Genomic DNA, 25,778 nt, shown 5'->3' on the forward strand with positions numbered 1-25,778 from the left:
ACCTCTTATGCCAATTTGCCGTGGCAGAACTTGTATTTTTTACCACTGCCGCAGGGGCAAGGGTCATTGCGACCAACAGGGGCCAACAGGGTGCTCTGAAAATCAGATTGCGTCTGCGGTGTACCTTGCTCATCGGGCGCCGTGTAGGTGACGTTACTGATGTTTTCAGCACGTTCTTCCATCACTTGGGCCGCTTCTTCGATTTGCTCGCTGGACTCAATGCGCACATTCATCAGCACGCGGGTCACTTCGTTTTTCACAGAGTCAAGCAACTGGCCGAACAATTCAAAGGCTTCGCGCTTGTATTCTTGCTTGGGTTGCTTTTGTGCATAACCACGCAAGTGAATGCCCTGGCGCAAATAATCCAAGGCACTGAGGTGTTCGCGCCAATGGGTGTCAATGCTTTGCAGCAAGACCACGCGTTCGAAAGGCACAAAGTTCTCAACGCCCACAGCATCCAACTTGACTTTGAAGGCGTTGTTGGCTGCGACCAAAACCATGTCCAAGATTTCATCATCGGTGATGGCCGTGGCAGCCGCCACCGTTTCACGCAATGGCAACTCAATTTGCCAATCATCTTTGAGCACACGCTCAAGTCCTGCCAGATCCCACTGCTCTTCCACCGTTTCTTCGGGTACGTACTGGCGCACCAAGTCGGTAAAACTGCCTTCGCGCAATGCTGTGATTTGGGCGTCCATTTCGGTGGCGTCCAAGATGTCATTGCGCTGTTGGTAAATCACCTTGCGCTGATCGTTGGAGACGTCGTCGTACTCCAGCAATTGTTTGCGCATGTCAAAGTTGCGCGCTTCCACTTTGCGCTGCGCACTTTCAATGCTGCGCGTGACCATGCCGGCTTCGATGGCTTCGCCTTCTGGCATTTTCAAACGGTCCATGATGGCGCGCACACGGTCACCCGCAAAAATGCGCATCAGCGGATCGTCCAAGCTTAGATAGAAGCGTGAGGAGCCAGGATCACCCTGACGACCAGAGCGACCACGCAATTGATTGTCAATGCGGCGTGACTCATGACGCTCGGTGGCAATGATGCGCAAACCGCCAAGCGATTTAACTTGCTCGTGAACAGTCAACCATTCGGTGCGCAAGGCTGCGATTTTTTCTTGGCGCGCTTGGGCGTCCAAACTCTCATCGGCTTCAACTTCTTGAACGGCTTTCTCGATGTTGCCGCCCAGCACAATGTCGGTACCGCGGCCCGCCATGTTGGTGGCAATGGTGATCATGCCGGGGCGTCCCGCTTGGGCCACGATGTCGGCCTCGCGTGCGTGCTGCTTGGCATTGAGCACTTGGTGTGGCAACTTGGCTTTGGTGAGCATCTCAGAAATGAGTTCTGAGTTTTCAATGGACGTGGTGCCAACCAAAACCGGCTGACCTCGCTCGAAACATTCACGGATGTCTGCAATGGCAGCGTTGTATTTTTCGGGCGATGATTTGTAAACGCGATCGAGTTGGTCTTCGCGGCGGCTGATGCGATTGGGCGGCACCACCACAGTTTCCAAACCGTAAATTTCTTGGAACTCGTAGGCTTCCGTATCGGCAGTTCCGGTCATGCCGCCCAACTTGCCGTACAAACGGAAATAATTTTGGAAGGTGATGGACGCCATCGTTTGGTTTTCAGCCTGAATGGCCACACCTTCTTTGGCTTCCACCGCTTGGTGCAAGCCATCGCTCCAACGGCGACCGGTCATCAGACGGCCAGTGAACTCGTCCACAATCACAATCTCACCTTCTTGCACCACATAGTGCTGATCGCGGTGATAGATGTGGTTGGCGCGCAATGCTGCCGTGAGGTGGTGCATGAGCGCAATGTTGGCGGGGTCGTAAAGACTGGCGCCTTCAGGAATGAGGCCTGCACTGGCCAAAATGCGCTCAGCGTTTTCGTGACCTTGCTCGGTCAAGAACACTTGGTGCGATTTTTCGTCAACCGTGAAGTCGCCTGGCTTGGTGATGCCTTCACCTGTGCGCGGGTCGGCTTCGCCTTCTTGACGGGTCAGCATGGGCACCACTTGGTTCATGGCCACATACTGCGCAGTGTGGTCATCGGCTTGTCCGCTGATGATGAGCGGCGTGCGCGCTTCATCGATCAAGATGGAGTCCACCTCGTCAACGATGGCGTAGTTGAGACCGCGCTGCACACGGTCTTTGGCTTCGTAGACCATGTTGTCGCGCAGGTAGTCAAAACCAAACTCGTTGTTGGTACCGTAGGTGATGTCGGCGTTGTAGGCCGCTTGTTTTTCTTCGCGTGACAGTTGCGGCAAATTGATGCCCACACTCATGCCCAAGAAGTTGTAGAGCTTGCCCATCCACTGGGCATCGCGGCTGGCCAAGTAATCGTTGACTGTGACCACGTGCACACCTTTGTTGGCCAAGGCATTGAGATACACCGCCAAGGTGGCCGTCAGGGTCTTGCCCTCGCCCGTGCGCATTTCTGAAATCTTGCCGTTGTGCAAGGCAATACCGCCAATCATTTGCACATCGAAGTGGCGCATCTTCATGACACGCTTGGAGCCTTCACGAACCACCGCAAAAGCTTCAGGCAAGATGGCGTCGAGTGTTTCACCTTGCGCTACGCGCGTGCGGAACTCATCGGTCTTGGCGCGCAGCTGATCGTCGCTCAGAGCTTCGAATTGGGCTTCAAGGCCATTGATCAATGCCACTGTTTTGCGGTATTGCTTGATCAAGCGGTCGTTACGACTGCCGAAAATTTTGGTCAGAAAATTGGTCGCCATGGTGCCACGGGTTCGTCTTTGCCATGCAAGCAAAGATTCGCCCGAAAATCCTGTCTTAAAGTGGATTCAAAAGGACAAGCGCACGAGGCGCAAGTGAACGCGCCATTTTAACTGCTGGGCAAGCCCAGAATCTGAAGATTTCCCGCAGATCAGCGGGGTTCTCGCATAATGGCAACATGGTCAAATTCAATCAAGCGATCTCACTCATGGAAGCTGCTCAAGAGTCGCCTAGCTTGGCGCACCTGACAGAACTCACGCGTGTGTCTAGCCAAAGGCTCAAACTCCTGCACACCCTCATTCCAGGGCCGCTTCGAACCGCCATCCAAGCAGGTCCTATCGAGGGCACGGAATGGTGCTTATTGGTGAACTCCAATGCTGCAGCAGCCAAATTACGCCAAATGTTGCCTGCGCTGTTGGCGCATCTGAACACTCATGGCCATGCGGTCGAAAAAATTCGCCTCAAGATCCTTCAAAACCCTCGCTAATACGCTCTTAACATTCTCGCTGACACCCTCGCCTGCACCAAGGCTTGGCTGCGATTTGCCTGACGAAGAAAGTACAGACGAAAAAAAACCAACTCAACTGTTTTGCAGTGGGCTGGTTTTCAAAATGGTGCCGCTTGTCGGATTCGAACTGACGACCTACCGCTTACAAGGCGGTTGCTCTACCAACTGAGCTAAAGCGGCACGGGCTGAATTGTAATTCAATAATGACCGTTTTTCAGAGCCACTTGAATTTTTGAGGGTGCTTATTTAATTCGGGTTAGCGTGGGCCGTGTGGGTGACGGCGGTACAGGCTTGTCGCCCGAGTCTGAAGATTCTGACTTTGAAGCTTCAGAAGCCTCCGGTGCATTGGGCACTTGGTGCAATTTGTCCATGCCGAGCACCGTGCTGTTCAAGGGTGAATCGGTGACAGGAAAGGACATGCCTTGGCCGTTCTCTCGCGCATAGATGGCCATGACACGGTGAATGGGCACCATGATGTCACGGGGCTTGCCACCAAAGCGTGCTTTGAATTCGATGAACTCATTGCCCAATTGCAATGAACTGGTGGCATCGAAACTGATGTTGAGCACAATTTCGCCACCTTGCACAAACTCACGCGGCACTTGCACAGAACCATCAACTTTGACCGCCACATAGGGGGTAAAAGAGTGATCGGTGCACCACTCGTACATCGCCCGAATGAGGTACGGGCGAGTCGAAGGTGATTCAAGTGCGTTCATGACCATGCGAACAAACCTTGTGTTGCGAAGGGCTTTGATTGCGCCTTATTTGCGCATGACCTTTTCGGAAGGCGTCAGCGCTTCGATGTAAGCAGGGCGCGAGAAGATGCGCTCGGCGTACTTCAACAAAGGGGCCGCATTTTTACTCAGGTCAATGCCGTAGAAGTCCAAACGCCAGAGCAAGGGCGCAATGGCCACGTCGAGCATGGAGAAGTTGTCACCCAACATGAACTTGTTTTTCAAGAACACGGGGGCCAACTGGGTCAAGCGATCGCGGATGTGTGAGCGTGCTTTCTCCAAAGCTTTGTCGTTGCCTTTGAGGGTGCGGTTTTCCAATGTGGCCACATGTGCAAACAACTCTTTTTCAAAGTTGAGCAAGAACAAGCGGACGCGGGCACGATCGACAGGGTCACCTGGCATGAGTTGCGGGTGTGGGAATCGCTCATCGATGTATTCATTGATGATGTTAGATTCATACAAAATCAAATCACGTTCGACCAAGATCGGCACTTGGCCGTAGGGGTTCATGACATTGATGTCTTCAGGCTTGTTGTACAGATCGACATCACGAATTTCAAAATCCATTCCTTTCTCAAACAGCACAAAGCGGCAGCGGTGAGAAAAGGGGCAGGTTGTTCCTGAATAAAGCACCATCATGGTGAAGGCTCCTAAAAATCAAAAAGAGTGGGAAGCCACCGGGTTGGCGGGCCTGCCCACTCCATCAATTCGGGCATGGCCCGAATCACGAGTTCTTACTTGATGTCTTTCCAGTAAGCAGCGTTCAAGCGCCATGCAACGACCGTAAAGCCGGCCAAGAACAGCAACACCCAGACGCCCAGACGAACGCGGTTATTTTGCGCAGGTTCAGCCATCCATTGCAAGTAGTTGACCAAGTCGCCGACAGCTTTGTCGTATTGCTTGGGTGACAAGGTGCCAGGCGTGACCTGTTTCCACCCCACAAAAACGTGAGTGGTTTGTCCGTGCTCTTTGCGCTCTTCATAGACGGGCTCGCGCTCGCCTTGCAATTGCCAGAAAGGATTGGGCATGCCCACGTTGGGGAAAGCCAAATTGTTCCAACCCGTAGGTTTGGTTTCATCGCGGTAGTAAGTGCGCAAGTAGGTGTACAGGTAATCGGCACCTGTACCGCCATGACCCGAGCGTGAACGCGCCACCAATGTCAAATCGGGAGGCACCGCACCAAACCACTCTTTGGCTTGCTTGGGATCAATGTTGGCCTTCATGGTGTCGCCCACTTTGTCAGTGGTGAACAAGAGGTTGTCTTTGATCTGTTGGTTGGTCAAGCCGATGTCTTGCAAGCGGTTGTAGCGCATGAATGCCGCAGAGTGGCAGTTCAAGCAGTAATTGACAAACAGCTTGGCGCCATTCTGCAAAGAACCCAAGTCGCTGGTGTTAACAGGGGCTTTGTCCCAAGCAATGGCGTTGCCGCCGGCAGCTTGTGCACCTGTTAGGGATGCAACAGCAATACACAAACCCAGTGCAAATTTTTGAATTGATTTCATTTTCAAATACTCCTGGGCTTAGTGCGCAACGAAAGTAACGCGGTCAGGTACAGGCTTAGGTGTACCCAACTTGCTCCACCAAGGCATCAACAAGAAGAAGCCGAAATAGAACAAGGTGCCCACTTGTGAAACACGCTCACCAATGGGTGAAGGTGGCTGCACGCCCAAGTAACCCAAGATCAAGAAGTTGATCACGAACACGGCGTACACATACTTGTGCCAGTCGGGACGGTAACGAATGGACTTGACAGGGCTGTTGTCGAGCCATGGCAAGAAGAACATGATAACGACAGCGCCGCCCATGACCACCACACCCCAGAACTTGGCGTCAATGGCCAGCATCATGGCAGAGATGACCACAGCACCGCCCACAATGCCCGCCTTCAAAATGCTAGGCAATGCATTCTTGCGAACGGCCAAGACAGCACCCAAGACCACGCAGATGATCAAGACATACATCATCTCGCTGGTGATGGCACGCAGCATGGAGTAGTAAGGGGTGAAGTACCAGACAGGCGCAATGTGCAAAGGTGTCTTCAGAGGATCAGCTGGAATGAAGTTGTTGTATTCCAGGAAGTAACCACCGAACTCGGGCGCAAAAAAGATGATGGCCGAGAACACAAACAAGAACATGCTGACCGCAAAGATGTCATGCACAGAGTAGTAAGGGTGGAAAGGGATACCGTCCAAAGGATGACCGGCTGCATCTTTCGGTGCATTGGGGCCTTTGATTTCGATGCCATCAGGGTTGTTGGAACCCACTTCGTGCAACGCAATGATGTGCGCCACCACCAAGCCGAGCAGAACCAAAGGCACTGCAATGACGTGGAAGCTGAAGAAGCGGTTCAAAGTGGCATCACCCACCACGAAGTCGCCACGAATCAGCAGAGCCAAATCGGGGCCGATGAAAGGAATGGCGGAGAACAAGTTCACGATCACTTGGGCGCCCCAGTAGGACATCTGACCCCAAGGCAACAAGTAACCCATGAAGGCTTCGGCCATCAGGCACAAGAAGATGGCACAGCCAAAAATCCAAACCAATTCACGTGGCTTGCGATAGCTGCCGTACATCAAGCCGCGGAACATGTGCAAGTACACCACGATGAAGAACGCAGAAGCGCCAGTGGAGTGCATGTAACGGATGAGCCAACCCCATGGCACATCGCGCATGATGTACTCAACAGAGGCAAACGCGATGTTGGCATCGGGTTTGTAATGCATCACCAAGAAAATACCGGTGACGATTTGGATGACCAAAACCAACAGTGACAAGGATCCGAAGATGTACCACATGTTGAAGTTTTTGGGCGCGTAATACTCACTCATGTGCTCTTTGTAGAGCTTTGAAGCTGGGAAGCGGTTGTCGACCCAGTTCATGAGTTTTTCGCCAGCGGAGGCGTTGGGGGAGATTTCCTTGAATTCAGCCATGATGGTTTGCCTCAAGCCTTCTTGTCTTCACCGATCAGCAACTTGCTGTCGGACAGGTACATGTGCGGTGGCACTTCCAAGTTGTCGGGTGCGGGTTTGTTTTTAAACACGCGGCCGGCCAAATCGAAGGTAGAACCGTGGCAAGCGCACAAGAAACCACCTTGCCAATCGTCAGGCAAAGAGGGCTGTGGGCCTGATTGGAATTTGTCGCCAGGCGAGCAGCCCAAGTGAGTGCAAATGCCAACAGCCACCATGAACTCAGGCTTGATAGAGCGGTGGCCGTTTTTAGCGTATTCGGGTGTGGGGTAGGCTTTGCGATCAGAAGCGGGATCGGCCAATTGACCATCCAACTTTTTCAATGCTTCAACCTGCTCAGGCGTGCGGCGCATGATCCACACGGGCTTGCCGCGCCATTCCACGGTGAGTTTTTCACCAGGCTTGACGTCAGAAATATCAACTTCTACAGCAGCACCAGCGGCCTTGGCACGCTCGGAAGGCTGAAAAGAGCTAACAAATGGGGTGGCGACGAAGCCTGCGCCTACGGCGCCAGCACAAGTTGAGGCAATTAGCCACGTCCTTTTGCTGTTGTCGACTGGGGTATCACTCATGAGAATCCTCTAGCGAATCGGTATCAGGGTTAACCGCCGATTGTAGCCGACTGGTGAGGGTTTTTTCTAGGGGCGCTAGGCAATCAGTTGCTGCGCCATGCGAACAGCCGCAACCAAACTGTCGGCATCGGCCACCCCTTTGCCCGCAATGTCAAAGGCGGTGCCGTGGTCTGGACTGGTTCGAACCAGGGGCAAACCCAAAGTGACATTGACCCCCTGCTCTAAGCCCATGTACTTCACAGGGATAAGGCCCTGGTCGTGGTACATGGCCAGCACCACGTCAAACTCGCCAGGGCTTTGGGCCTTGCGCCTAGCCCGCATGAAGATGGTGTCGGGGGCATAGGGGCCATGCACGTCCAAGCCTTCAGCCGCAGCTTGGGCCATGGCGGGCTGGATAATCTGAATTTCTTCTTGCCCAAACAATCCCCCTTCTCCGGCATGGGGATTGAGGCCCGCAACACCTATTTTGGGGGCGCGGCCCAACAAACGACTGAGGGCTTGATGGGTAATGCGCAGCGTTTCAAGCACGTTGTTGTAGGTAACGGCGTCGAGCGCCTGGCGCATGGACACATGAATACTGACCAGCACGGTGCGCAGTTCGTCATTGGCCAACATCATGCGCACGGGCATTTGGGCCACGGGCACACCCTGGTGATGTGCTGCTTCGGCTTGCAGCAATTCAGTGTGCCCCGGAAATGCATTGAAAGGCGCCCCAGCGGCAGACAAGGCTTCTTTGTGCAAAGGTGCCGTGACCAGTGCGGCAATTTGGTGTTGCAAGGCGGCACGTGCTGCCCACTGCACACACTCGCCGGCAAACCGTCCTGCTTCGGCGTGGATTTGCCCCCACGGCAATGCGGCTGACACTTGGGCCACTTGCAAAACAGGCAGCACACCGCTTGAGGCATGGCACGCTTCTTCCGGGCGATGAATGAGGCTGACACGCAATTGGCCAGAGGGGTCAACCAAGCTGGCAGCCTTTTGCATCAAGTGCAGGTCGCCCGCCACAAAACAATGCCGCGTGACCGCAGAAGCGCTTGGCGCTTTGGCATCCTGCAAAAAGGCCTTGGCAATGATTTCAGGACCAATGCCACAGGGGTCTCCAGGCGTGATGGCAATGGCTTGCGGCTGGGTCATGGTGCTTAGGCAGGATTGTGAATGTCAATGAATTGATGCGAGAGCCCCAACTCGGCAGCCACATGCGCCGCCACCGCGGGTGCGCCATAGCGCTCGGTGGCATGGTGACCGCAAGCCAAAAAGGCCACGCCAGTTTCTTTGGCAATGTGTGCCTGAGGCTCGGAAATTTCGCCCGTGATGAAGGCGTCCACACCTTCCGCAATGGCCGCCTCGAAATAAGACTGAGCCCCACCACTGCACCAAGCGATGCGTTGAATGGGCTTGGCCGTAGGTGCCACACAGGTGATGTGCCGCCCAAGGACAGACTGCACGTGCGAAGCAAGTGCCTCTGCATTTTGAAACCCCTGCGGGTTGAGCGAATGTCCCACACTCACCAAATTTTGATCGCCACACCAAGCGTGCGCTTGCAGGCCAAGGACTTTGCCCAACTGCGCGTTGTTACCCAACTCGGGGTGCGCATCGAGGGGCAAGTGGTAGGCATACAAGTTGATGTTGTGCGCCAGCAATCTTTGCAAGCGCTCTTTCATCCAGCCCACCACCCGGCCATCTTGGCTGCGCCAAAACAAGCCATGGTGCACAAAGATGGCATCGGCTTTGGCCTCGATGGCCGCGTCAATCAACTCGCGACTGGCTGTGACACCCGAGACCAATTTACCCACCGACGGCTTGCCTTCGACTTGCAAACCGTTGGGTCCGTAGTCTTTGAAGCGTTCTGGTTGTAGCAGTTGGTCAAACGCTTGAAGCAGCGTCTTGAAATCTGTCATGGGCGTCTCATTTAAAGGGAGAGGCTATTGTGGCCCATCTGATGGCCTTGGCAAAGATTCAATGCTTACGACACAATGCAAATCATGAAAAGATATTGGCTTTTATTTTCCCAAACCGTGACTGTTCTGGTGGCCGCTTGGTTTGTGGTGGCAACCCTTCAACCGACTTGGCTGAAGCGCGCCAACACGCCCAGCACGGTGTCTTTCATGCAAGCCAAGGACGATGGCCAACCGGGTGTTGCGCCTGGCGGCAGTTTTCGACAAGCCGCCCAAAAAGCAGCACCGACAGTGGTCAGCATCAATGTGCAACAAAAGTCTCGGGGCAAATCTCGAAGAGCCGACCCCTGGTTTCGATTTTTTGAGGAGCCCGAAGACGAGGCGCCCAGCGGTGGCATGGGAAGCGGTGTCATCGTCAGCCCCGAGGGCTACATCCTCACCAACCACCATGTGATTGAAGGCGCTGAGGCCATTGAGGTGAATCTCAACGACGGACGACGGGCCATGGCCAAAGTGATTGGCACCGACCCCGAAACAGACTTGGCCCTGCTCAAAATTGAATTGGGCCAATTGCCCGTGATTGTGTTGGGGCAAGTCGACAGCTTGCAAGTGGGCGATGCGGTGTTGGCCATTGGCAATCCTTTTGGAGTGGGACAAACCGTCACCTCCGGCATCGTGAGTGCACTGGGCCGCAAACAACTTGGCATCAACACCTTTGAAAACTTCATCCAAACCGACGCCGCCATCAACCCTGGTAACTCGGGCGGTGCGTTGGTGGATGCGAATGGTGCGCTGATGGGCATCAACACAGCCATTTATTCACGCTCGGGCGGCAACATGGGCATTGGTTTTGCCGTGCCGGTTTCAACCGCCACCCAAATCATGGATTCGTTGATCAAAGACGGCAAAGTCACGCGTGGTTGGATTGGCGTAGAACCGCGCCCTTTGAATGCCGAACTGGCCGAGAGTTTTGGCATTGCCAAAGACAAAAGCACGGGTGAGTTGCCCAAAGGCGTGTTGATCAATGGCGTGCTGCAAAACAGTCCGGCAGCCAAAGCGGGCTTGCAACCGGGTGATTTGATTCTGAAAGTGGCCGGTCAGGGCGTGGGCGATGTGCCCGACATGCTCTCGCGCGTGGCGGCATTGAAGCCCGGAGAAACAGCTGTGATTTTGTTGCAACGCCATGGTCAATCCATGGAGGTGCGCGTGACACCGGGCACACGACCAGTGCGCCGCTAAAGCGCGTTCAAGACGAGGCAGCCGCTTCGTCTTCTTTGGGCGCTTGCGTGTGTTTGATGAACAACTTCGCCGCCCAAATGCCCAATTCATAAAGCAAGCACATGGGAATGGCCAAGGCTAATTGAGACACCACATCGGGTGGCGTGACGATGGCCGCAATGACGAAGGCCAAGACCACAAAGTAACCGCGGAAATCTTTCAATTTCTCGATGGTGACAATGCCCAATCTGGCCAGCACCACCACAGCGATCGGCACTTCAAAGGCCAAGCCAAACGCCAAGAACATGTTGAGCACAAAGCCCAGGTAGGCTTCAATGTCAGGTGCAGCCGTGATGCTTTTGGGAGCGAAGCTTTGAATGAATTTAAAGACTTGCCCAAAGACGAAGAAATAACAAAAAGCCACGCCAATGAAAAACAAGAGCGTGCTGGAAACGACCAAGGGCATGACCAAGCGTTTTTCGTGGGCATACAGTCCAGGCGCGATGAAGGCCCACATTTGGTAAAGCACCACAGGCAGCGCCAGCAAAAATGCGGCCATCAACAAAATTTTGAGGGGCACCATGAAAGGCGAGATGACCGACGTGGCAATGAGCGTTGTGCCCGCTGGCAAGTTGGCTACCAAAGGCGCCGCCAACAAATCGTAAAGCTCTGCAGGTCCGGGAAAGAGGGCCAAAATGGCCGCTGCCACACCCACCGCCGCCAAGGCGCGCACCAAACGGTCGCGCAACTCCATCAAATGGGACACAAAGGGCTGCTCGGTGCCAGCCAATTCGTCTTCGGGCTTTTGGGAAGGATCGGACACGGGGAATTAACTCAGTTGGGTAGGTCGGTATCGCGCGACGCGTGCAGCGCCCGACAGTGTTTTGGTGCGGACACCCGCGCGTGATTTGTACCACTGAGGCACAGCCGCTTGTTTCAGGCGAAACTTTTTGCCAGGGTGTTTGTAAACCGGTGGCGGTGGTTCCCAAGGGGTGTGATTGGACTCGGTTGAAAGGCCAGCCGTGGTTTCATTCCACTGCTTTTCAAAATCAATGGCCGTGGATTGAACAGAGCCTTCGACGTCGCGTGCGGCCCCCTCCACGGTGTCTTTCATTTTCTTGAGCTCTTCCAAATCCATGGTGCGATTGACCTCAGCCTTGACATCGGAGATGTAACGCTGGGCCTTGCCCATCAGATTGCCCAAGGTGCGCGCCACGCGCGGCAACTTCTCAGGGCCAATGACGACCAGCGCCACGACCCCGATAAGGGCTATTTTGGAAATGCCAAGATCGATCAAATCAGGACTTTGTCTTAGCTTCTACGTCGATGGTGGTTTTTTCCACCGCAGCCGCGGCAGCCACTTGACCCGCAGGCTTTTCTTCAGTGGTGGGATTGCCGTTGGCATCTTTCATGCCATCTTTGAAGCCTTTGACCGCACCGCCCAAGTCTGAACCGATGTTTTTCAGCTTTTTAGTGCCAAAAACCATGACCACGATGAGCAAAACGATCAGCCAATGCCAAATTGAGAATGAACCCATGGATATCTCCTAACAATTGAATGTAATTCTAAGCGTTTAACCGCGAAGCCAAGGACGAGGGCCGCCCATGACATGGAAATGCAAATGGTGAACTTCCTGCCCACCCTCAGATCCGGTGTTGGTCACAATTCTGTAGCCACCATCGGGGTAAGGGCGACAGCCTTGTTCCAACGCCAGTTTAGGTGCCAAAGCCATCATGTGCCCCATTAAGGCTGAATGTTCAGGGGTAATTTGGGCCATTGAAGGGATGTGCAGCTTGGGCACCATCAGAAAGTGGACCGGCGCCCAGGGCGCGATGTCATGGAAGGCGAAGACGTGTTCATCTTCGTAGACCTTCTTGGAGGGAATTTTTCCCTCAATGATTTTGCAGAAGAGGCAATTGGGGTCGTGCATCATTCACCTGTTTTTTCGCGTTGTTCCGCTTTTCGGAGGGCTTTTTCTTCCAAGCCACTCAGGCCTTCGCGGCGGCTGAGTTCGGCCACCACATCGGCAGGCGACAAACCATAGTGTGCCAAGGCAATCATGCTGTGGAACCACAAATCGGCCACCTCGCCTACCAATTTGTGCGCTTCGCCGCCGTGGTCCATGTCTTTGGCGGCCATGACCGTTTCGGTGGCCTCTTCACCAATTTTCTTCAAAAAGGCATCGGGGCCCTTGTGCAGCAAACGGGCTACATAACTTTTTTCGGGGTCGCCACCGTTAGCAAGTTTGCGACTTTCAATGACGGCCGCTAAGCGGGCCAAAGCATCTGTTGAACTCATGATTTTGGCAACGAGTGCTCACTTGTAAATGGATTCGGGGTCTTTCAAGACCGGTTCGGTGGCGCGCCATGCGCCTTCTTGGTACTGCTGGTAAAAACAGCTGTGACGTCCGGTGTGGCAGGCAATGCCGGGCTCATGGCCCAGTTGCGTGACTTTGAGCAAGACCACATCGTTGTCGCAATCGAGGCGCATGTCGTGCACGGTTTGCACATGACCCGACTCTTCACCTTTGAACCAGAGTTTGTTGCGCGAACGGCTGAAATACACCGCGCGCTTGAGCTCGGCCGTTTTGGCCAGCGCCTCGCGGTTCATCCAGGCAAACATCAGCACATCACCGGTGCTGGCCTCTTGCGCGATGACGGGCACCAGGCCCTGTGCGTCCCATTTGATTTGATCAAGCCATGTCATGGGTTGAATCTACCACTTGAAGATGAAGGGATTACAAACGAACGGGAATTCCCCGCTCGCGCATGCGCTGTTTGGCTTCTTGGACGGTGTATTCGCCATAGTGAAAAATGCTGGCCGCCAAAACGGCATCGGCACCACCCTGCTGCACGCCGTCGGCCAAATGGTCCAGATTGCCCACCCCGCCTGAGGCGATGACAGGCACTTGGATGGCGTCACTGACAGCTTTGGTGAGCGCCAAATCGAAACCCGACTTGGTGCCATCGCGGTCCATGCTGGTGAGCAAAATCTCGCCAGCGCCATACTCGGCCATTTGGGTGGCCCATTTGACAGCATCTAAGCCCGTGTTTTGACGGCCGCCGTGGCTGTAGACGTCCCAGCCTTCGCCGCGCAATGCCAGGTCGTCGCCCTGACGGCGCTTGGCATCAATGGCCACCACAATGCACTGCGCGCCGTACTTTTGGGAGGCATCGCGAATGACTTGGGGATTGGCAATGGCCGCCGAGTTGAAGCTGGTTTTGTCGGCGCCTGCATTCAGCAATCGGCGCACATCGTCCACGGTGCGCACACCGCCGCCCACCGTCAGGGGAATGAAGACCTGAGAGGCCACAGCCTCAATGATGTGAAGGATCAGGTCGCGGCCATCGCTGGTGGCCGTGATGTCCAAAAAGGTGAGTTCGTCGGCGCCTTGGTCGTTGTAGCGCGCTGCAATTTCGACAGGATCGCCGGCATCGCGCAGTTCTACGAAATTGACGCCCTTGACCACGCGGCCACCGGTGACGTCAAGGCAAGGAATGATGCGTTTGGCTAGCATGGTGTCTTAGAGGTTGAATTGTTGCCAAGCTTCCCACGATTGGAAAGCAGGCACGTCGATGGGTGTGTTGACGCGGGCCGCTTCAACGCACAACATGTGCTGGTAGCCTGAATCGGGCATGTCTTGGAGTTGACGCGCTTTTTCGGCACCCGGATTCCAAACCACGCTTTGGCCCCACGTGGCACTTTGCGAAATCTTCAAAGACTGAGCGCCGTCTTGCAGCACCCATGTCGGCGCGCTGTGCGCAGTCGCTTCTGCAGCCTTGGTTTCGACATCATAGACCCGGTCAAATTCAGCTTCAAAGCGCAAGTTGCCGCTACAGGCTTGGTGTGTGTCTTTTACGGCATCCCATTCGGGTTGCTGCGCTTGTCCGTGCAAACTGACTTGGGCTATGTCGCTGACTGCAAGGTAGGTGTGCAAAGCGCCAGTGAAAGTCAGCGCTGAGTCCCCTAGATTGTCGACGCGCAATGAAATTTTCAATTGGTGCGCCTGCAAATCGACTGTGAGCAAGGCGCGGAAATTGACGGGCCAAATGCTGCGAGTTGCCTCATTGGCCTGCAATTCAAACGCATGGGTTGATGTTGGCGTTACATCTTGCAAACTGGCTTCAGACAAACGCCAAGGCATGTTGCGCACAAAGCCGTGCTTGGGCAAATTGCCACGCTGGTTGAATTGGGGAAAGCACACCGGCACACCGCCTCGAATGGCGGTGATGCCATCGCATGCGGACGTGGGGCTAAGGTACAAGCGCTCTGCGCCTGCGGCATGCCAAGACAAAACTTGTGCGCCTTGCTGCGCCACAAACACCCTGTCGCCGTTGGGCAAGGACCAGCGCCAACCGGCGTGGCCTTGGTAAGTATCAGCCGTTAAGTTCATCGGCCCTGGCCTGGGCTGCTTGGAAATCAAGGTCGCCAGAATAAACAGCGCGGCCACAGATGACGCCTTCAACGCCTTCGTCCTCGACCGCGCAAAGCTGTTCAATGTCGGCCATGTTGGACAAACCGCCGGATGCGATGACAGGAATGGTGAGGGCTTGGGCCAGTTTGACGGTGGCGTCGATGTTGATGCCGCTCAGCATGCCATCGCGGCCAATGTCGGTGTAGATGATGGACTCAACGCCCCAGTCTTCAAACTTCTTGGCCAGATCGACCACTTCGTGACCGGTGAGCTTGCTCCAACCATCGGTGGCCACTTTGCCATCTTTGGCATCAAGACCCACGATGATGTGGCCACCAAAGGCGCTGCACGCATCGCGCAAGAAGCCTGGGTTTTTGACCGCCGCTGTGCCAATGATGACGTAACGCAAACCACCATCAATGTATTTCTCAATGGTGTCCAAATCGCGAATGCCACCGCCCAATTGAACGGGGATGTCATCGCCCACTTCTTTCAAGATGGACTTGATGGCGGAAAAGTTTTGGGGCTTGCCCGCAAAAGCGCCATTCAAATCGACCAGGTGCAAACGGCGTGCACCTTTTTCTAGCCAAGATTTGGCCATGGCCGCAGGGTCTTCGCCAAACGTGGTGGCTTGGTCCATGTCGCCTTGTTTGAGGCGAACGCAGTGGCCGTCTTTGAGGTCAATCGCAGGTATCAGAATCATGGCGAATTGCTAGCGCTAGAGTGGAACGAAAGAAAGTTAAAAAATTCAGGGTTGCCAGTGCAAGAAGTTTCGGTAGAGCGCCAAACCTTGGTCGGCACTTTTCTCGGGGTGAAACTGCGTGGCAAACAAATTATCGCGCGCAATGGCGCAAGCGAAGGCGCCACCGTAGTCAGTTTCCCCAGCCACTTGGGTGATATTGAGCGGCTTGGCGTAAAAACTGTGCACAAAGTAGAAATAACTGCCGCTGGGAATGTTGCCCCAGACCGGGTGTTGCGCCCCTTGATGCTGACTGAAATTGACTTGATTCCAGCCCATTTGGGGGACCTTGAAGCGGCTGCCATCGGCTTGGACTTTGCCAGCCAAGTCAAACTTGATCACATTGCCGTGAATCAGGCCCAAACCCGGCGTGTTGCCTTCATCGCTGTGGTCGAGCAGCATTTGCATGCCCACGCACACGCCAAACAAGGGCTTTTTGTCAGCGGCTTCCAGCACAGCCTCCATCAGGCCCGACTCGCGCAGTTCGCGCATGCAATCGGGCATGGCACCTTGGCCAGGCAAGACCACCCGCGAGGCATCACGGACGTCTTGCGGGTTGGAGGTGATTTTGACCTCAACGCCGGTGTCTTGAGCGGCGTGAATGACCGCCTGCGCCACGGAGCGCAAGTTGCCCATGCCGTAATCGACCACCGCCACTGAGTTGACAGACATGCTTAGAGCGAGCCTTTGGTGGAAGGAATGACGCCCACCGAACGGGGATCGATTTCTAGCGCTGCACGCAAGGCACGTGCAAAAGCCTTGAACACGGTTTCGGCTTGGTGGTGCGCGTTGTCGCCGCGCAAATTGTCGATGTGCAAGGTGACCAAGGCGTGGTTCACAAAACCTTGGAAAAATTCGTGCATGAGTTGCGTGTCAAAGCCGCCCACCATGCCGCTGGTGAACGGCACATGGTTGACCAAGCCAGGACGGCCTGAAAAATCGATAACGACGCGCGACAAAGCTTCGTCGAGGGGCACATAGGCATGGCCGTATCGGCGCAAACCTTTTTTGTCGCCCACCGCTTTGGCAACGGCTTGGCCCAAAGTGATGCCCACATCTTCCACGGTGTGGTGGCCGTCGATGTGCAAATCGCCCTTGGCATCGATTTCTAAATCGATGAGACCATGGCGGGCAATTTGATCGAGCATGTGGTCAAAGAAACCAATGCCTGTGGACAGACTGGCTTGACCAGTGCCGTCCAAATTCACTTTGACGCGAATTTGGGTTTCTGCAGTTTTGCGCGTGACTTCTGCGACGCGGGGTGAGCTCATAAAGATTCCTTGAGTGCTGCCAACATGCGCACGTTTTCTTCGGGGGTTCCGACAGTGAGACGCAAGCAGTTGCCAAGCAATGGGTGCATTTTAGAAACGTTCTTCACCAAAATGCCTTGCGTTTTCATACCTTCGAAGCACTTTGTGGCGTCTGGCATACGAACCAGCAGCATATTGGCCTGGCTTGGGAAGACTTGAACGCCTGGCAATTGCGCTAAAGACTGGCTGAGTTTTTCACGTTCTTGGCGAATTTGCACCGCTTGTTCGGCAAACACATCGGCATGTTCCAACGCAAACAGCGCACATTCGCAGTTCAAAACGCTGATGTTGTAAGGCGGACGCACTTTGTCGATTTCGGCAATCAAAGCCTTGGGGCCCACCATGTAACCCAGGCGCACGCCGGCCAATCCAAATTTAGACAAAGTGCGCATCAGCAGCACGTGGCCATGCTTCGCAACGCGGTCCATGTAGGTTTGGCTGGCAAAGGGCTGGTAGGCCTCGTCCATCACCACCAAACCGCCTTGCGCGCCTTGAGCTACCACGATGCGTTCAATGACATCAGCATCCCACAAGGTGCCCGTGGGATTGTTGGGATAAGCCAAATAGACCACCGCCGGCTTGTGCGTGGCAATGGCGCTCAGCATGGCGGCCTCGTCCAACTCAAAGTTGGCTGTGAGGGGCACACCGTGAAAGGTCACCCCTTGCAATTGCGCGCTCATGGCGTACATCACAAAGCCCGGCAATGGCGCTAAAAAGCTGGCACCCGGCACATCACAGGCCACTGACAGGAGTGTGATGAGCTCATCGGAGCCATTGCCCAACATGATGTCAAAGCCTTCTGGCATTTGCGCATACTTGGCCAACTCGGCGCGCAAGACATTGATGCGGTCACCCGGATAACGATTAAGGGCCAAGGCACCCAGCCGCTCGCCCAATTGCTTTTGCAATTCTGGAGGCAAGCTGAAAGGATTTTCCATGGCATCGAGCTTGACCATGCCAGTCGAATCCTGAATGGCATAGGCATGCATGGACTGCACGTCTTGACGAATGTGCTTCAACCAAGCAGCGGGATTTTGAATGGCACTCATGGTGTTTCTCTTTGCGTTGGCACGGGGTTCAAGCGCAACTCGGCAGCACGGGCATGGGCTTGCAAGCCTTCGCCGTAAGCCAGCTCGGCAGCGATCAGGCCCAAACTTTGCGCGCCTTTTTCGCTCACCTCAATGAGGCTAGAGCGCTTTTGAAAATCGTACACACCCAAGGGCGATGAAAATCTTGCGGTGCCGCTGGTGGGCAACACGTGGTTAGGACCCGCGCAATAATCGCCCAGCGACTCGCTGGTGAATGCACCTAAGAAAATAGCGCCCGCATGTTTGAGCAAAGGCTCCCACGCGTGCGGATTGCGACTGGACACTTCCAAGTGTTCGGGGGCAATGCGGTTGCTGATGTGGCAGGCCTCTTCCATGCTGCGCGTTTGAATGAGCGCACCGCGGTCGTTCATCGATTTGGCAATGATCTCGGCGCGCGGCAAGGTGGGCAGCAACTGATCGATGGCGGCTTGCACCTTGTCGATGTAGGCTGCATCAGGGCACAGCAAAATGCTTTGCGCCAACTCGTCGTGCTCAGCTTGCGAAAACAAGTCCATGGCCACCCACTCGGGCGGTGTGCTGCCATCGGCCAACACCAAAATTTCGCTGGGGCCTGCAATCATGTCGATGCCTACGGTACCAAAGACGCGCTTCTTGGCGCTGGCCACATAGGCGTTGCCAGGGCCTGTGATTTTGTCGACCTTGGGCACCGTGGCCGTGCCAAATGCAAGCGCTGCAACGGCTTGCGCGCCACCGATGGTGAAGGCACGCGAGACGCCCGCCACATAAGCGGCAGCCAAGACCAAGGGGTTCTTCACACCTTGGGGCGTTGGCACCACCATGATGATTTCTTCAACGCCAGCCACATGTGCAGGAATGGCGTTCATCAAGACCGACGAAGGGTAAGCCGCTTTGCCGCCAGGCACATAAATGCCCACGCGATCGAGGGGCGTGACTTTTTGACCCAGCAAAGTGCCGTCTTCGTCTGTGTAAGACCAGCTTTCGCCGGAGGCTTTCTTTTGTGCTTCGTGGTAGGTGCGAACACGCCGGGCCGCAGCTTGTAAAGCGTCTTTTTGGGCTGCGGGCAGGCCGTCAAATGCAGCTTTGAGTTCCGCCTGCGTCAGCATCAAGGCCTGCATGTCTTTGGCATTGAGGCCATCGAAACGCTGGGTGTACTCAAGCACGGCCGTGTCACCGCGTTGTTGCACGTCGGCCAAAATTTCGGCCACACGCGATTCGATGGCTGCATCAGCGTCGGCGGACCAATGCAAGCGCTTTTGAAACGTCGCTTCAAAATCGGCATCGGTGGTGCTTAAACGCAGAGCTTTGGCAACAAGCGCAGTCATCGGTTTTCTCTTCAATTTTGAAATGTTCAGGCTGCTTTGGCAGCTTGTCCCGCCGCCACTGCGCCTGCAAAGGCTTCAATGATGGCGCGAATGGGTTCTTGTTTGAGCTTGAGTGACGCTTGGTTCACCACCAGACGTGAGCTGATGTCCATGATGCGTTCCACTTCAATCAGGTGGTTGGCTTTGAGGGTGCTGCCGGTCGACACCAAATCGACGATGGCATCGGCCAAACCTGTCAGGGGTGCCAACTCCATGCTGCCATAGAGTTTGATCAAGTCAACGTGCACACCTTTTTGCGCAAAAAATTCGCGTGCAATGTTGGTGTACTTGGTGGCCACTTTCAAACGTGAACCTGAACGCACGGCTGTAGCGTAGTCGAAGTCGGCACGAACGGCCACGCTCATGCGGCATTTGGCAATTTGCAAATCGAGGGGCTGGTACAAACCTTGGCCGCCATGTTCAATCAGCGTGTCTTTGCCAGTGACGCCCAAATCTGCACCGCCATATTCCACATAAGTCGGCACGTCGGTGGCACGCACCAAGACCACGCGCACACCCGCTTGGTTGGTGGGCAAAATCAGTTTGCGCGAGGTTTCGGGATCTTCCAAAACTTCAATGCCGGCCGCTTTGAGCAGTGGCAGTGTTTCATCAAAAATGCGTCCTTTGGACAAGGCCAAGGTGATCATGTCAATTCCTTTTCTGTTGCGCGTTCATTTCGAACGCTCAATCTGCGCACCGACATTGCGCAATTTGGCTTCCATGCGGTCGTAGCCGCGGTCAAGGTGATAGATGCGGTCGACAATGGTTTCACCTTCGGCGACCAAGCCGGCAATGACCAAGCTGGCCGAGGCACGCAGATCGGTGGCCATGACGGTGGCGCCCGACAATTTCGGCACGCCTTGAACCACAGACACCTTGCCATCAATTTGAATGTTGGCACCCAAACGCACCAACTCATTGACGTGCATGAAGCGGTTTTCAAAAATGGTTTCAGTGACCTTGCTGGTGCCTTCGGCGATGCAATTGAGCGCCATGAATTGGGCCTGCATGTCGGTAGGGAAACCTGGGTATTCGGTGGTTCTAAAGCTCTGCGCCTTCATGCGACCTGAAGCTTGTACACGCACAAAATCAGCGCCCACTTCAATGCTGGCACCTGCGTCGCGCAACTTATCGATCACGGCGTCCATGTGGTCACCGCGCGCATGCTTCAGCACCACATCACCGCCTGTGGCTGCCACCGCGCACATAAAGGTACCTGCTTCAATGCGATCGGCCACCACAGCGTGGTCACAACCGTTCAGAGATTCAACACCTTGAATGTGAATGCGACTGGTGCCATGACCTTCAATTTTGGCGCCCATGCGAATGAGCATTTCAGCCAAGTCAGGAATTTCGGGCTCTTGGGCGGCGTTTTCCAAGACGGTTTCGCCTTCGGCCAACGCAGCCGCCATCAAAAAGTTTTCGGTGCCCGTGACGGTGACCATGTCGGTGGCAATGCGCGCGCCCTTGAGACGTGTTCGGCCATTGGCCAAACTGGCCACCATGTAGCCGTGCTCAACAGCGATCTGCGCGCCCATGGCTTGCAGGCCTTTGATGTGCTGATCCACAGGGCGAGAACCAATGGCACAACCGCCAGGCAATGACACACGGGCTTCACCAAAGCGTGCCAGCAAAGGGCCCAAAGCCAACACGGAGGCACGCATGGTTTTCACCATCTCGTAAGGCGCTTCGGGATTGTTCAGCGCGCCGGCGTTTAAATGGACCGTGCCATCTTCTTCGTGCGAGCAAGAAACGCCCATGTTGCGGATGAGCTTGAGCATGGTACTGACATCTTGCAACTTAGGCACATTGCGCAGCACCATAGGTTGCGCAGTCAGCAGTGCCGCACAGAGTTCTGGCAGGGCTGCATTTTTGGCGCCTGAGATGTCAATGACGCCATTCAATGAATGGCCGCCCCGAATGATGAGTTTGTCCATGTTGTCTATTGAGTTTGTCTGATCAAGCGGAGGCTCAGGCCTGCGCTTTGACCCATTCAGCGGGCGTGAAAGTTTTCATCGACAAGGCATGCACCTCATCGTTGTGCATTTTGTTGCCCAAGGTGGCATAGACCTTTTGGTGGCGCGCAATGAGGCGAAGTCCTTCGAATTGCTCGGACACCACCACAGCTTGCCAATGACGACCGTCTCCGTCGACTTGGAGGTGCTGGCATGGGAGGCCTGCGGCAATCATGGTTTGTATTTGGTCTGCGGTCATGGTGAGTTGCGCTCGGAGAATCGAATCAGCCTCGAATTTTGTAGCCGGTTTTCAGCAATTGAATTGCCAAAGTACCCACACCCAACAGGGCGATGGAGACCACCGTCAAGCTGGTCCAAGGCGACACATCGCTTTGACCAAAAAAGCCATATCGAAACCCGTCGATCATGTAAAAGAAAGGGTTTAAATGACTCAAACCTTGCCAAAAAGCAGGCAAGGAATGAATGGAATAGAACACGCCTGACAAGAAGGTCATGGGCATGATCACAAAACTTTGGAAGGCTGCCATTTGGTCGAATTTTTCGGACCATAAGCCTGCAACCAGACCCAAGGCGCCCAACAACGCGGCACCCATGAAGGCGAAAACCGCAATCCAAACAGGCGCTTGGTACTGCAAAGGCGCAAACCACGCCGTCACAGCAAACACACCCAAGCCAACGGCCAAGCCGCGCAACATGGCCGAGCCCACATAGGCCACAAACCAATGCCAATGCGACAAAGGCGTGAGCAATAAAAACACCAGGTTGCCCATGATTTTGCTTTGGACCAAACTGGACGAGCTGTTGGCAAAGGCGTTTTGAAGCACGCTCATCATGATGAGGCCTGGCAACAAGAACGCGGTGTAGGGCACGCTGTCGTAGACCTTCACGTGGTCTTCCAGCACGTGACCAAAAATCATCATGTACAGCACCGAGGTGAGAACAGGCGCCGCAATGGTTTGAAAAGCAACTTTCCAGAAGCGCAACACTTCTTTGTAAAACAACATGCGCCAGCCGTTCATGCTTGCCCCTCAGCCATCACATCCAAGAACACATCTTCCAAATCGGCTTTGCGAATTTCAACGTCTTCAGCCACCAAACCAGCTTGCCTGACGGCCGCCAAATAGGTTTCAATTTCAACGGCATCGTTTGCGGGGAACTGAACAATCCGTCCCGTGATGCGTGCCTTGCTTGCCAATTCAGTGGGCAACTGGCCATCGATCTTGAAGCGCAGCACATTGCTGGAAGCCGACTTGAGCAACTCGGAGGTACTGGCCAAGGCCAACACTCGGCCTTGTTTGAGCATGGCCAAACGTCCGCACAAGGCTTCGGCTTCTTCCAAATAATGGGTGGTGAGCAGCACTGTGCTGCCCTGGCGGTTGAGCTTGGCCACAAACTGCCACAAGGTTTGACGCAACTCGACATCGACACCCGCAGTGGGCTCGTCCAACACAATGACCCGTGGCTTGTGCACCAAAGCTTGTGCCACCAGCACACGACGCTTCATGCCGCCCGACAACTGACGCATGTTGGCATTGGCCTTGTCGGCCAAGCCCAAACTGTCTAGCAACTCATCGATCCATGCGTCGTTTTTCTTGACACCAAAATAGCCCGACTGAAATCGCAAGGCTTCGCGCACGGAGAAAAAGGGATCGAACACCAACTCTTGTGGCACCACGCCCAACAAGCGGCGGCTTTGTGCATAGTCGGTTTGGACATCGTGACCGTGCACCAAGACGCGACCCTCGCTGGCTTTGGCAAGTCCTGCCAAGATGCTGATGAGCGTGGTTTTGCCGGCACCGTTGGGGCCAAGCAGGCCAAAAAATTCACCTTCTTCAATGTCAAAGCTGACATGGTTCAGGGCCTTGAAAGGCTCACCGCCAGCAGATTTGGCGGGAAATGTTTTGGATACGGATTGAAAAGAGATGGCGGGCATGAGCCCCCTATTTTACGGTCATGCGCTTTCGACCAAGAGCTCCGAGACACCATAAAGCAGGGCCAATTCACGTAATTTGGCTGGGAACTGCTTGAATTTCAAGGTTTTGGTCAAACTTTCGGCTTCTCGGCGGCACCCCAGCAGCACAGCCAAGGCCGAAGAATCAAAATCGGTCAGCTGCCCCGCTTCAATTTCAACCTCGGAATCTGGGCTGTTTCGGATTTGCGCCTGCAAAGCGGCCATGCACGCAGCGGCGTTGCCATGGCGTAAATCGGCAGGAAGAATGAGGCGCGCAGTGGACATGCTGGGAGGACCTGAAACTCAAGCTTTTTTGGCGTTGGATTTGTTGCGATCAGAGAGGCTCTTGATCAGGCCGTCCACACCACCCGCATTGATTTCTTTGGAAAACTGCGAACGGTAGTTTTCGACCAACCAAATGCCCAAGACATTCAGGTCAAAAATTTTCCATCCAGCGCCTTCGCCAGGTGTTTTTTCCAAACGGTAGTCGAGCTGAATGGGATCACCCTTGCCTTTGACTTCTGTTTGCACCACCAAATTTTTCTCGTCTGAAGCGCCGCGCAGGGGCTTGACTTCAATGACTTGGTCATTGATTTGGCTCAGTGCGCCCGAGTAAGTGCGAATGAGCAACAGCTTGAATTCTTCTTGCAAACGCTCTTGCTGCTCGGGTGTGGCTTTGCGCCAACCGGGGCCAGTGGCCAAGGCGGTCATGCGGCGGAAATTGACGTGCTGCATCAATTTGCTGTCGACCAATTGCATGGTTTTGTTGATGTCGCCGGCCTTGATGCTCTTGTCTGCGCGCACCGCATCCAAGGTTTCGTTGGAGATGCGTTTGACAAAGGCATCGGGTGCTTCGTCAGCAGCCATCACAGCGCTGGCGCCCAAAAGCAAGCCAATTGCCATGAAAAATGAGGTGAAAAGGGTCAGAAATTTGCGATTCATAGGGGGTCATCATAAAGAGCGTCTAGCCCTTTAACGCGCCAGTGTCTAAAAAGTTGATTAAACCACTGGCGACATTTCAATTTGGAACTAAGGTTTTGCCTCAGGCACCGCTGACTTGGCAGGCACCGCAGGGCTTGCCGAAGGTCGATTAGGCGCCAACATGGGGGCTGGCTGCTCTGGATCGTCAAAGTCGTCCAACATGGGCGGATTGCCGTCGTAGATGTCGTTCAAGCGCTTTTGAAGGTAGGCGTCGCGCGTGAAGGTGTAGGGGTCCAGGGAGGCTTGCTTCACCGCGTCCGACAAAGACAAATAGCGTTCGCGCTTGTCGGTCAAGCGAAGCACCGTGAGGGTGTTGCGCGCACCAATGTCACTGACTTGCTGGTTCACGTCTGTTTTGGTGTCCACCCACAAGCCCACACTGTCTCGAACGGTTGAAGGCCCAAAAAACGGCAAGACCACATAAGGCCCCGACGAGACCCCCCAAAAAGCCATGGTTTGACCGAAATCTTCTTTGTGCTTGTCAATGCGTAACTCGGTTGCCCAATCGATGACGCCCCCCAAACCGACAGTGGTGTTGATGGCCACACGCATGGCATTGCGAGAGGCCGCCTCCAACTTCAACTGCGCCAAGCTGTTGAAAAAGGACATCACATCGCTTTGGTTGCTGAAAAAATTGCTGATGCCCTTTCGCACAATCGTGGGCAGCACTTCGCCGTAGATGACGGCCACTGGTCGCAACACCAAATCGTCTGCCAGGTCGTTGAAAGCTGTGACCTTGCGGTTCACTGGCTCAAGCGGATCGGAAGGGTCGGGCCCGCGCAAGGAGGCACACCCTTGCAACAGCAAGAGTGCCACCACCGTACAGAGCAGGCGCCAGTGAAGCATCATTTGTTTCCGGCGGCGGGCGTGGCAGCGTCCGAGGCTTTGCTGTACAAAAACTGGCTGATCAAATTCTCAAGCACCACAGCGGATTGCGTGGAGCCGATGTTATCGCCCGCTGCTAAATTCTTTTCATCTGCACCCGCCACAATGCCCACATACTGCTCACCCAGCAAACCACTGGTGAGGATTTTCAGGGAGCTGTCTTTGGGAAATGCGTATCGCGTCTCCAAAGCCAGACTCACCTTGGCTTGGTAACTGTCGTCGTCAAATTGGATGTTGTCCACACGGCCGACCACCACACCCGCACTTTTCACGGCGGCACCTTTTTTGAGGCCGCCGATGTTGTCAAATTTGGCGGTGACCATGTAGTCTTTGCTCCAACTGAATTGCAGCAAATTGGCTGACTTGAGCGCCAAAAACAGCACTGCAGCCAATCCAATCAGGACAAACAAACCCACCCACACATCATTTTTTGAACGTTGCATCACGTCCTC

32 protein-coding genes and 1 tRNA gene are annotated in these 25,778 nt (G+C 54.7%); 2 read left to right on the top strand and 31 right to left on the bottom strand.

The window, feature by feature from the left end; all coding sequences use genetic code 11:
- Nucleotides 1-5 precede the first annotated feature (5 nt).
- Nucleotides 6-2,744, bottom strand: coding sequence for a preprotein translocase subunit SecA (secA, locus tag B9Z46_RS09450; protein WP_108256447.1), 2,739 nt, complete (start codon nt 2,742-2,744; stop codon nt 6-8).
- A 176-nt stretch (nt 2,745-2,920) separates the two neighbouring features.
- Here secA and B9Z46_RS09455 point away from each other — a divergent pair, with 176 nt between their 5' ends.
- A complete protein-coding gene (locus B9Z46_RS09455; RefSeq protein WP_055359821.1) occupies nt 2,921-3,229 on the top strand; it encodes a DciA family protein in 309 nt (102 codons plus the stop codon).
- Nucleotides 3,230-3,354: 125 nt separating this feature from the next.
- Here B9Z46_RS09455 and B9Z46_RS09460 read toward each other — a convergent pair.
- From B9Z46_RS09460 to B9Z46_RS09495, 8 genes are all read right to left on the bottom strand, one after another.
- A tRNA-Thr gene (locus B9Z46_RS09460) sits at nt 3,355-3,430 on the bottom strand.
- A 62-nt stretch (nt 3,431-3,492) separates the two neighbouring features.
- Entirely contained in the window at nt 3,493-3,969 is a 477-nt protein-coding gene (locus tag B9Z46_RS09465) for a ClpXP protease specificity-enhancing factor (protein ID WP_199220587.1), read from the bottom strand.
- Nucleotides 3,970-4,014: 45 nt separating this feature from the next.
- The gene (locus B9Z46_RS09470; protein ID WP_055359820.1) at nt 4,015-4,626 is read right to left on the bottom strand and encodes a glutathione S-transferase N-terminal domain-containing protein; all 612 of its coding nucleotides are present in this window, start codon (nt 4,624-4,626) and stop codon (nt 4,015-4,017) included.
- Nucleotides 4,627-4,721: 95 nt separating this feature from the next.
- The gene (locus B9Z46_RS09475; RefSeq protein ID WP_108255995.1) at nt 4,722-5,489 is read right to left on the bottom strand and encodes a cytochrome c1; all 768 of its coding nucleotides are present in this window, start codon (nt 5,487-5,489) and stop codon (nt 4,722-4,724) included.
- Nucleotides 5,490-5,507: 18 nt separating this feature from the next.
- Nucleotides 5,508-6,920: a cytochrome bc complex cytochrome b subunit gene (locus tag B9Z46_RS09480; protein WP_197274930.1), complete on the bottom strand. Its 1,413-nt coding sequence runs from the start codon at nt 6,918-6,920 to the stop codon at nt 5,508-5,510.
- Nucleotides 6,921-6,928: 8 nt separating this feature from the next.
- Complete coding sequence (gene petA / locus B9Z46_RS09485; RefSeq protein ID WP_055359818.1) at nt 6,929-7,525, bottom strand: ubiquinol-cytochrome c reductase iron-sulfur subunit; 597 nt, start codon at nt 7,523-7,525, stop codon at nt 6,929-6,931.
- Nucleotides 7,526-7,600: 75 nt separating this feature from the next.
- The gene (gene pdxA, locus B9Z46_RS09490) at nt 7,601-8,659 is read right to left on the bottom strand and encodes a 4-hydroxythreonine-4-phosphate dehydrogenase PdxA (RefSeq protein WP_108255997.1); all 1,059 of its coding nucleotides are present in this window, start codon (nt 8,657-8,659) and stop codon (nt 7,601-7,603) included.
- Between the two features lie 5 nt (nt 8,660-8,664).
- A complete protein-coding gene (locus B9Z46_RS09495; protein WP_108255999.1) occupies nt 8,665-9,423 on the bottom strand; it encodes a Nif3-like dinuclear metal center hexameric protein in 759 nt (252 codons plus the stop codon).
- A gap of 84 nt (nt 9,424-9,507) precedes the next feature.
- Here B9Z46_RS09495 and B9Z46_RS09500 point away from each other — a divergent pair, with 84 nt between their 5' ends.
- Nucleotides 9,508-10,659, top strand: a complete 1,152-nt coding sequence (locus B9Z46_RS09500; RefSeq protein ID WP_108256449.1) for a trypsin-like peptidase domain-containing protein — start codon at nt 9,508-9,510, stop codon at nt 10,657-10,659.
- A gap of 7 nt (nt 10,660-10,666) precedes the next feature.
- Here the strand turns inward: B9Z46_RS09500 and tatC are convergent, their stop codons facing one another.
- The 22 genes from tatC to mlaD form a co-directional block, all read right to left on the bottom strand.
- Nucleotides 10,667-11,461: a twin-arginine translocase subunit TatC gene (gene tatC, locus B9Z46_RS09505; RefSeq protein WP_108256001.1), complete on the bottom strand. Its 795-nt coding sequence runs from the start codon at nt 11,459-11,461 to the stop codon at nt 10,667-10,669.
- Nucleotides 11,462-11,467: 6 nt separating this feature from the next.
- The gene (gene tatB / locus B9Z46_RS09510) at nt 11,468-11,935 is read right to left on the bottom strand and encodes a Sec-independent protein translocase protein TatB (protein WP_108256003.1); all 468 of its coding nucleotides are present in this window, start codon (nt 11,933-11,935) and stop codon (nt 11,468-11,470) included.
- Between the two features lies 1 nt (nt 11,936).
- Complete coding sequence (tatA, locus tag B9Z46_RS09515; protein ID WP_108256005.1) at nt 11,937-12,176, bottom strand: Sec-independent protein translocase subunit TatA; 240 nt, start codon at nt 12,174-12,176, stop codon at nt 11,937-11,939.
- A gap of 36 nt (nt 12,177-12,212) precedes the next feature.
- Nucleotides 12,213-12,572, bottom strand: coding sequence for a histidine triad nucleotide-binding protein (locus B9Z46_RS09520; protein WP_108256007.1), 360 nt, complete (start codon nt 12,570-12,572; stop codon nt 12,213-12,215).
- Nucleotides 12,569-12,937 (bottom strand): phosphoribosyl-ATP diphosphatase, encoded by a 369-nt coding sequence (locus B9Z46_RS09525; RefSeq protein ID WP_108256009.1) that lies wholly within the window; start codon nt 12,935-12,937, stop codon nt 12,569-12,571. Before B9Z46_RS09525 ends, B9Z46_RS09520 begins: the two co-directional genes overlap by 4 nt.
- A gap of 18 nt (nt 12,938-12,955) precedes the next feature.
- Nucleotides 12,956-13,354 carry a phosphoribosyl-AMP cyclohydrolase gene (gene hisI, locus B9Z46_RS09530; RefSeq protein ID WP_197274929.1) on the bottom strand — a complete coding sequence of 133 codons (399 nt, stop codon included), beginning with the start codon at nt 13,352-13,354 and terminating at the stop codon, nt 12,956-12,958.
- A gap of 22 nt (nt 13,355-13,376) precedes the next feature.
- Nucleotides 13,377-14,156, bottom strand: coding sequence for an imidazole glycerol phosphate synthase subunit HisF (hisF, locus tag B9Z46_RS09535; RefSeq protein ID WP_108256011.1), 780 nt, complete (start codon nt 14,154-14,156; stop codon nt 13,377-13,379).
- Between the two features lie 6 nt (nt 14,157-14,162).
- The gene (locus B9Z46_RS09540; RefSeq protein ID WP_108256013.1) at nt 14,163-15,032 is read right to left on the bottom strand and encodes a D-hexose-6-phosphate mutarotase; all 870 of its coding nucleotides are present in this window, start codon (nt 15,030-15,032) and stop codon (nt 14,163-14,165) included.
- Nucleotides 15,016-15,756 (bottom strand): 1-(5-phosphoribosyl)-5-[(5-phosphoribosylamino)methylideneamino]imidazole-4-carboxamide isomerase, encoded by a 741-nt coding sequence (hisA, locus tag B9Z46_RS09545; RefSeq protein ID WP_108256015.1) that lies wholly within the window; start codon nt 15,754-15,756, stop codon nt 15,016-15,018. Before hisA ends, B9Z46_RS09540 begins: the two co-directional genes overlap by 17 nt.
- Nucleotides 15,757-15,801: 45 nt before the next feature.
- Nucleotides 15,802-16,464: an imidazole glycerol phosphate synthase subunit HisH gene (hisH, locus tag B9Z46_RS09550; RefSeq protein ID WP_055359806.1), complete on the bottom strand. Its 663-nt coding sequence runs from the start codon at nt 16,462-16,464 to the stop codon at nt 15,802-15,804.
- Nucleotides 16,465-16,466: 2 nt separating this feature from the next.
- Nucleotides 16,467-17,063, bottom strand: a complete 597-nt coding sequence (gene hisB, locus B9Z46_RS09555; RefSeq protein ID WP_108256017.1) for an imidazoleglycerol-phosphate dehydratase HisB — start codon at nt 17,061-17,063, stop codon at nt 16,467-16,469.
- Nucleotides 17,060-18,151: a histidinol-phosphate transaminase gene (hisC, locus tag B9Z46_RS09560; protein ID WP_108256019.1), complete on the bottom strand. Its 1,092-nt coding sequence runs from the start codon at nt 18,149-18,151 to the stop codon at nt 17,060-17,062. Before hisC ends, hisB begins: the two co-directional genes overlap by 4 nt.
- Nucleotides 18,148-19,494 (bottom strand): histidinol dehydrogenase, encoded by a 1,347-nt coding sequence (gene hisD, locus B9Z46_RS09565; RefSeq protein ID WP_108256021.1) that lies wholly within the window; start codon nt 19,492-19,494, stop codon nt 18,148-18,150. The genes hisC and hisD overlap by 4 nt, the downstream gene beginning before the upstream one ends.
- A 26-nt stretch (nt 19,495-19,520) precedes the next feature.
- Nucleotides 19,521-20,180 carry an ATP phosphoribosyltransferase gene (hisG, locus tag B9Z46_RS09570; protein WP_055359802.1) on the bottom strand — a complete coding sequence of 220 codons (660 nt, stop codon included), beginning with the start codon at nt 20,178-20,180 and terminating at the stop codon, nt 19,521-19,523.
- Between the two features lie 24 nt (nt 20,181-20,204).
- Nucleotides 20,205-21,470 carry a UDP-N-acetylglucosamine 1-carboxyvinyltransferase gene (murA, locus tag B9Z46_RS09575; RefSeq protein ID WP_108256023.1) on the bottom strand — a complete coding sequence of 422 codons (1,266 nt, stop codon included), beginning with the start codon at nt 21,468-21,470 and terminating at the stop codon, nt 20,205-20,207.
- 34 nt (nt 21,471-21,504) lie between these two features.
- Nucleotides 21,505-21,747 (bottom strand): BolA family protein, encoded by a 243-nt coding sequence (locus B9Z46_RS09580; protein ID WP_108256025.1) that lies wholly within the window; start codon nt 21,745-21,747, stop codon nt 21,505-21,507.
- A gap of 25 nt (nt 21,748-21,772) precedes the next feature.
- The gene (locus B9Z46_RS09585; protein ID WP_108256027.1) at nt 21,773-22,528 is read right to left on the bottom strand and encodes an ABC transporter permease; all 756 of its coding nucleotides are present in this window, start codon (nt 22,526-22,528) and stop codon (nt 21,773-21,775) included.
- A complete protein-coding gene (locus B9Z46_RS09590) occupies nt 22,525-23,442 on the bottom strand; it encodes an ABC transporter ATP-binding protein (RefSeq protein ID WP_108256029.1) in 918 nt (305 codons plus the stop codon). Before B9Z46_RS09590 ends, B9Z46_RS09585 begins: the two co-directional genes overlap by 4 nt.
- 18 nt (nt 23,443-23,460) lie before the next feature.
- Nucleotides 23,461-23,745 carry a lipid asymmetry maintenance protein MlaB gene (locus tag B9Z46_RS09595; protein ID WP_108256031.1) on the bottom strand — a complete coding sequence of 95 codons (285 nt, stop codon included), beginning with the start codon at nt 23,743-23,745 and terminating at the stop codon, nt 23,461-23,463.
- An 18-nt stretch (nt 23,746-23,763) separates the two neighbouring features.
- The gene (locus B9Z46_RS09600; protein WP_231717676.1) at nt 23,764-24,363 is read right to left on the bottom strand and encodes a phospholipid-binding protein MlaC; all 600 of its coding nucleotides are present in this window, start codon (nt 24,361-24,363) and stop codon (nt 23,764-23,766) included.
- A 126-nt stretch (nt 24,364-24,489) separates the two neighbouring features.
- Nucleotides 24,490-25,287, bottom strand: a complete 798-nt coding sequence (locus tag B9Z46_RS09605; RefSeq protein ID WP_233245973.1) for a VacJ family lipoprotein — start codon at nt 25,285-25,287, stop codon at nt 24,490-24,492.
- Nucleotides 25,287-25,769 carry an outer membrane lipid asymmetry maintenance protein MlaD gene (gene mlaD / locus B9Z46_RS09610; protein ID WP_055359794.1) on the bottom strand — a complete coding sequence of 161 codons (483 nt, stop codon included), beginning with the start codon at nt 25,767-25,769 and terminating at the stop codon, nt 25,287-25,289. The genes B9Z46_RS09605 and mlaD overlap by 1 nt, the downstream gene beginning before the upstream one ends.
- Between the last annotated feature and the right edge of the window lie 9 nt (nt 25,770-25,778).

It is taken from the genome of Limnohabitans sp. Hippo4 (assembly GCF_003063605.1).
Lineage (GTDB): Bacteria > Pseudomonadota > Gammaproteobacteria > Burkholderiales > Burkholderiaceae_C > Limnohabitans_A.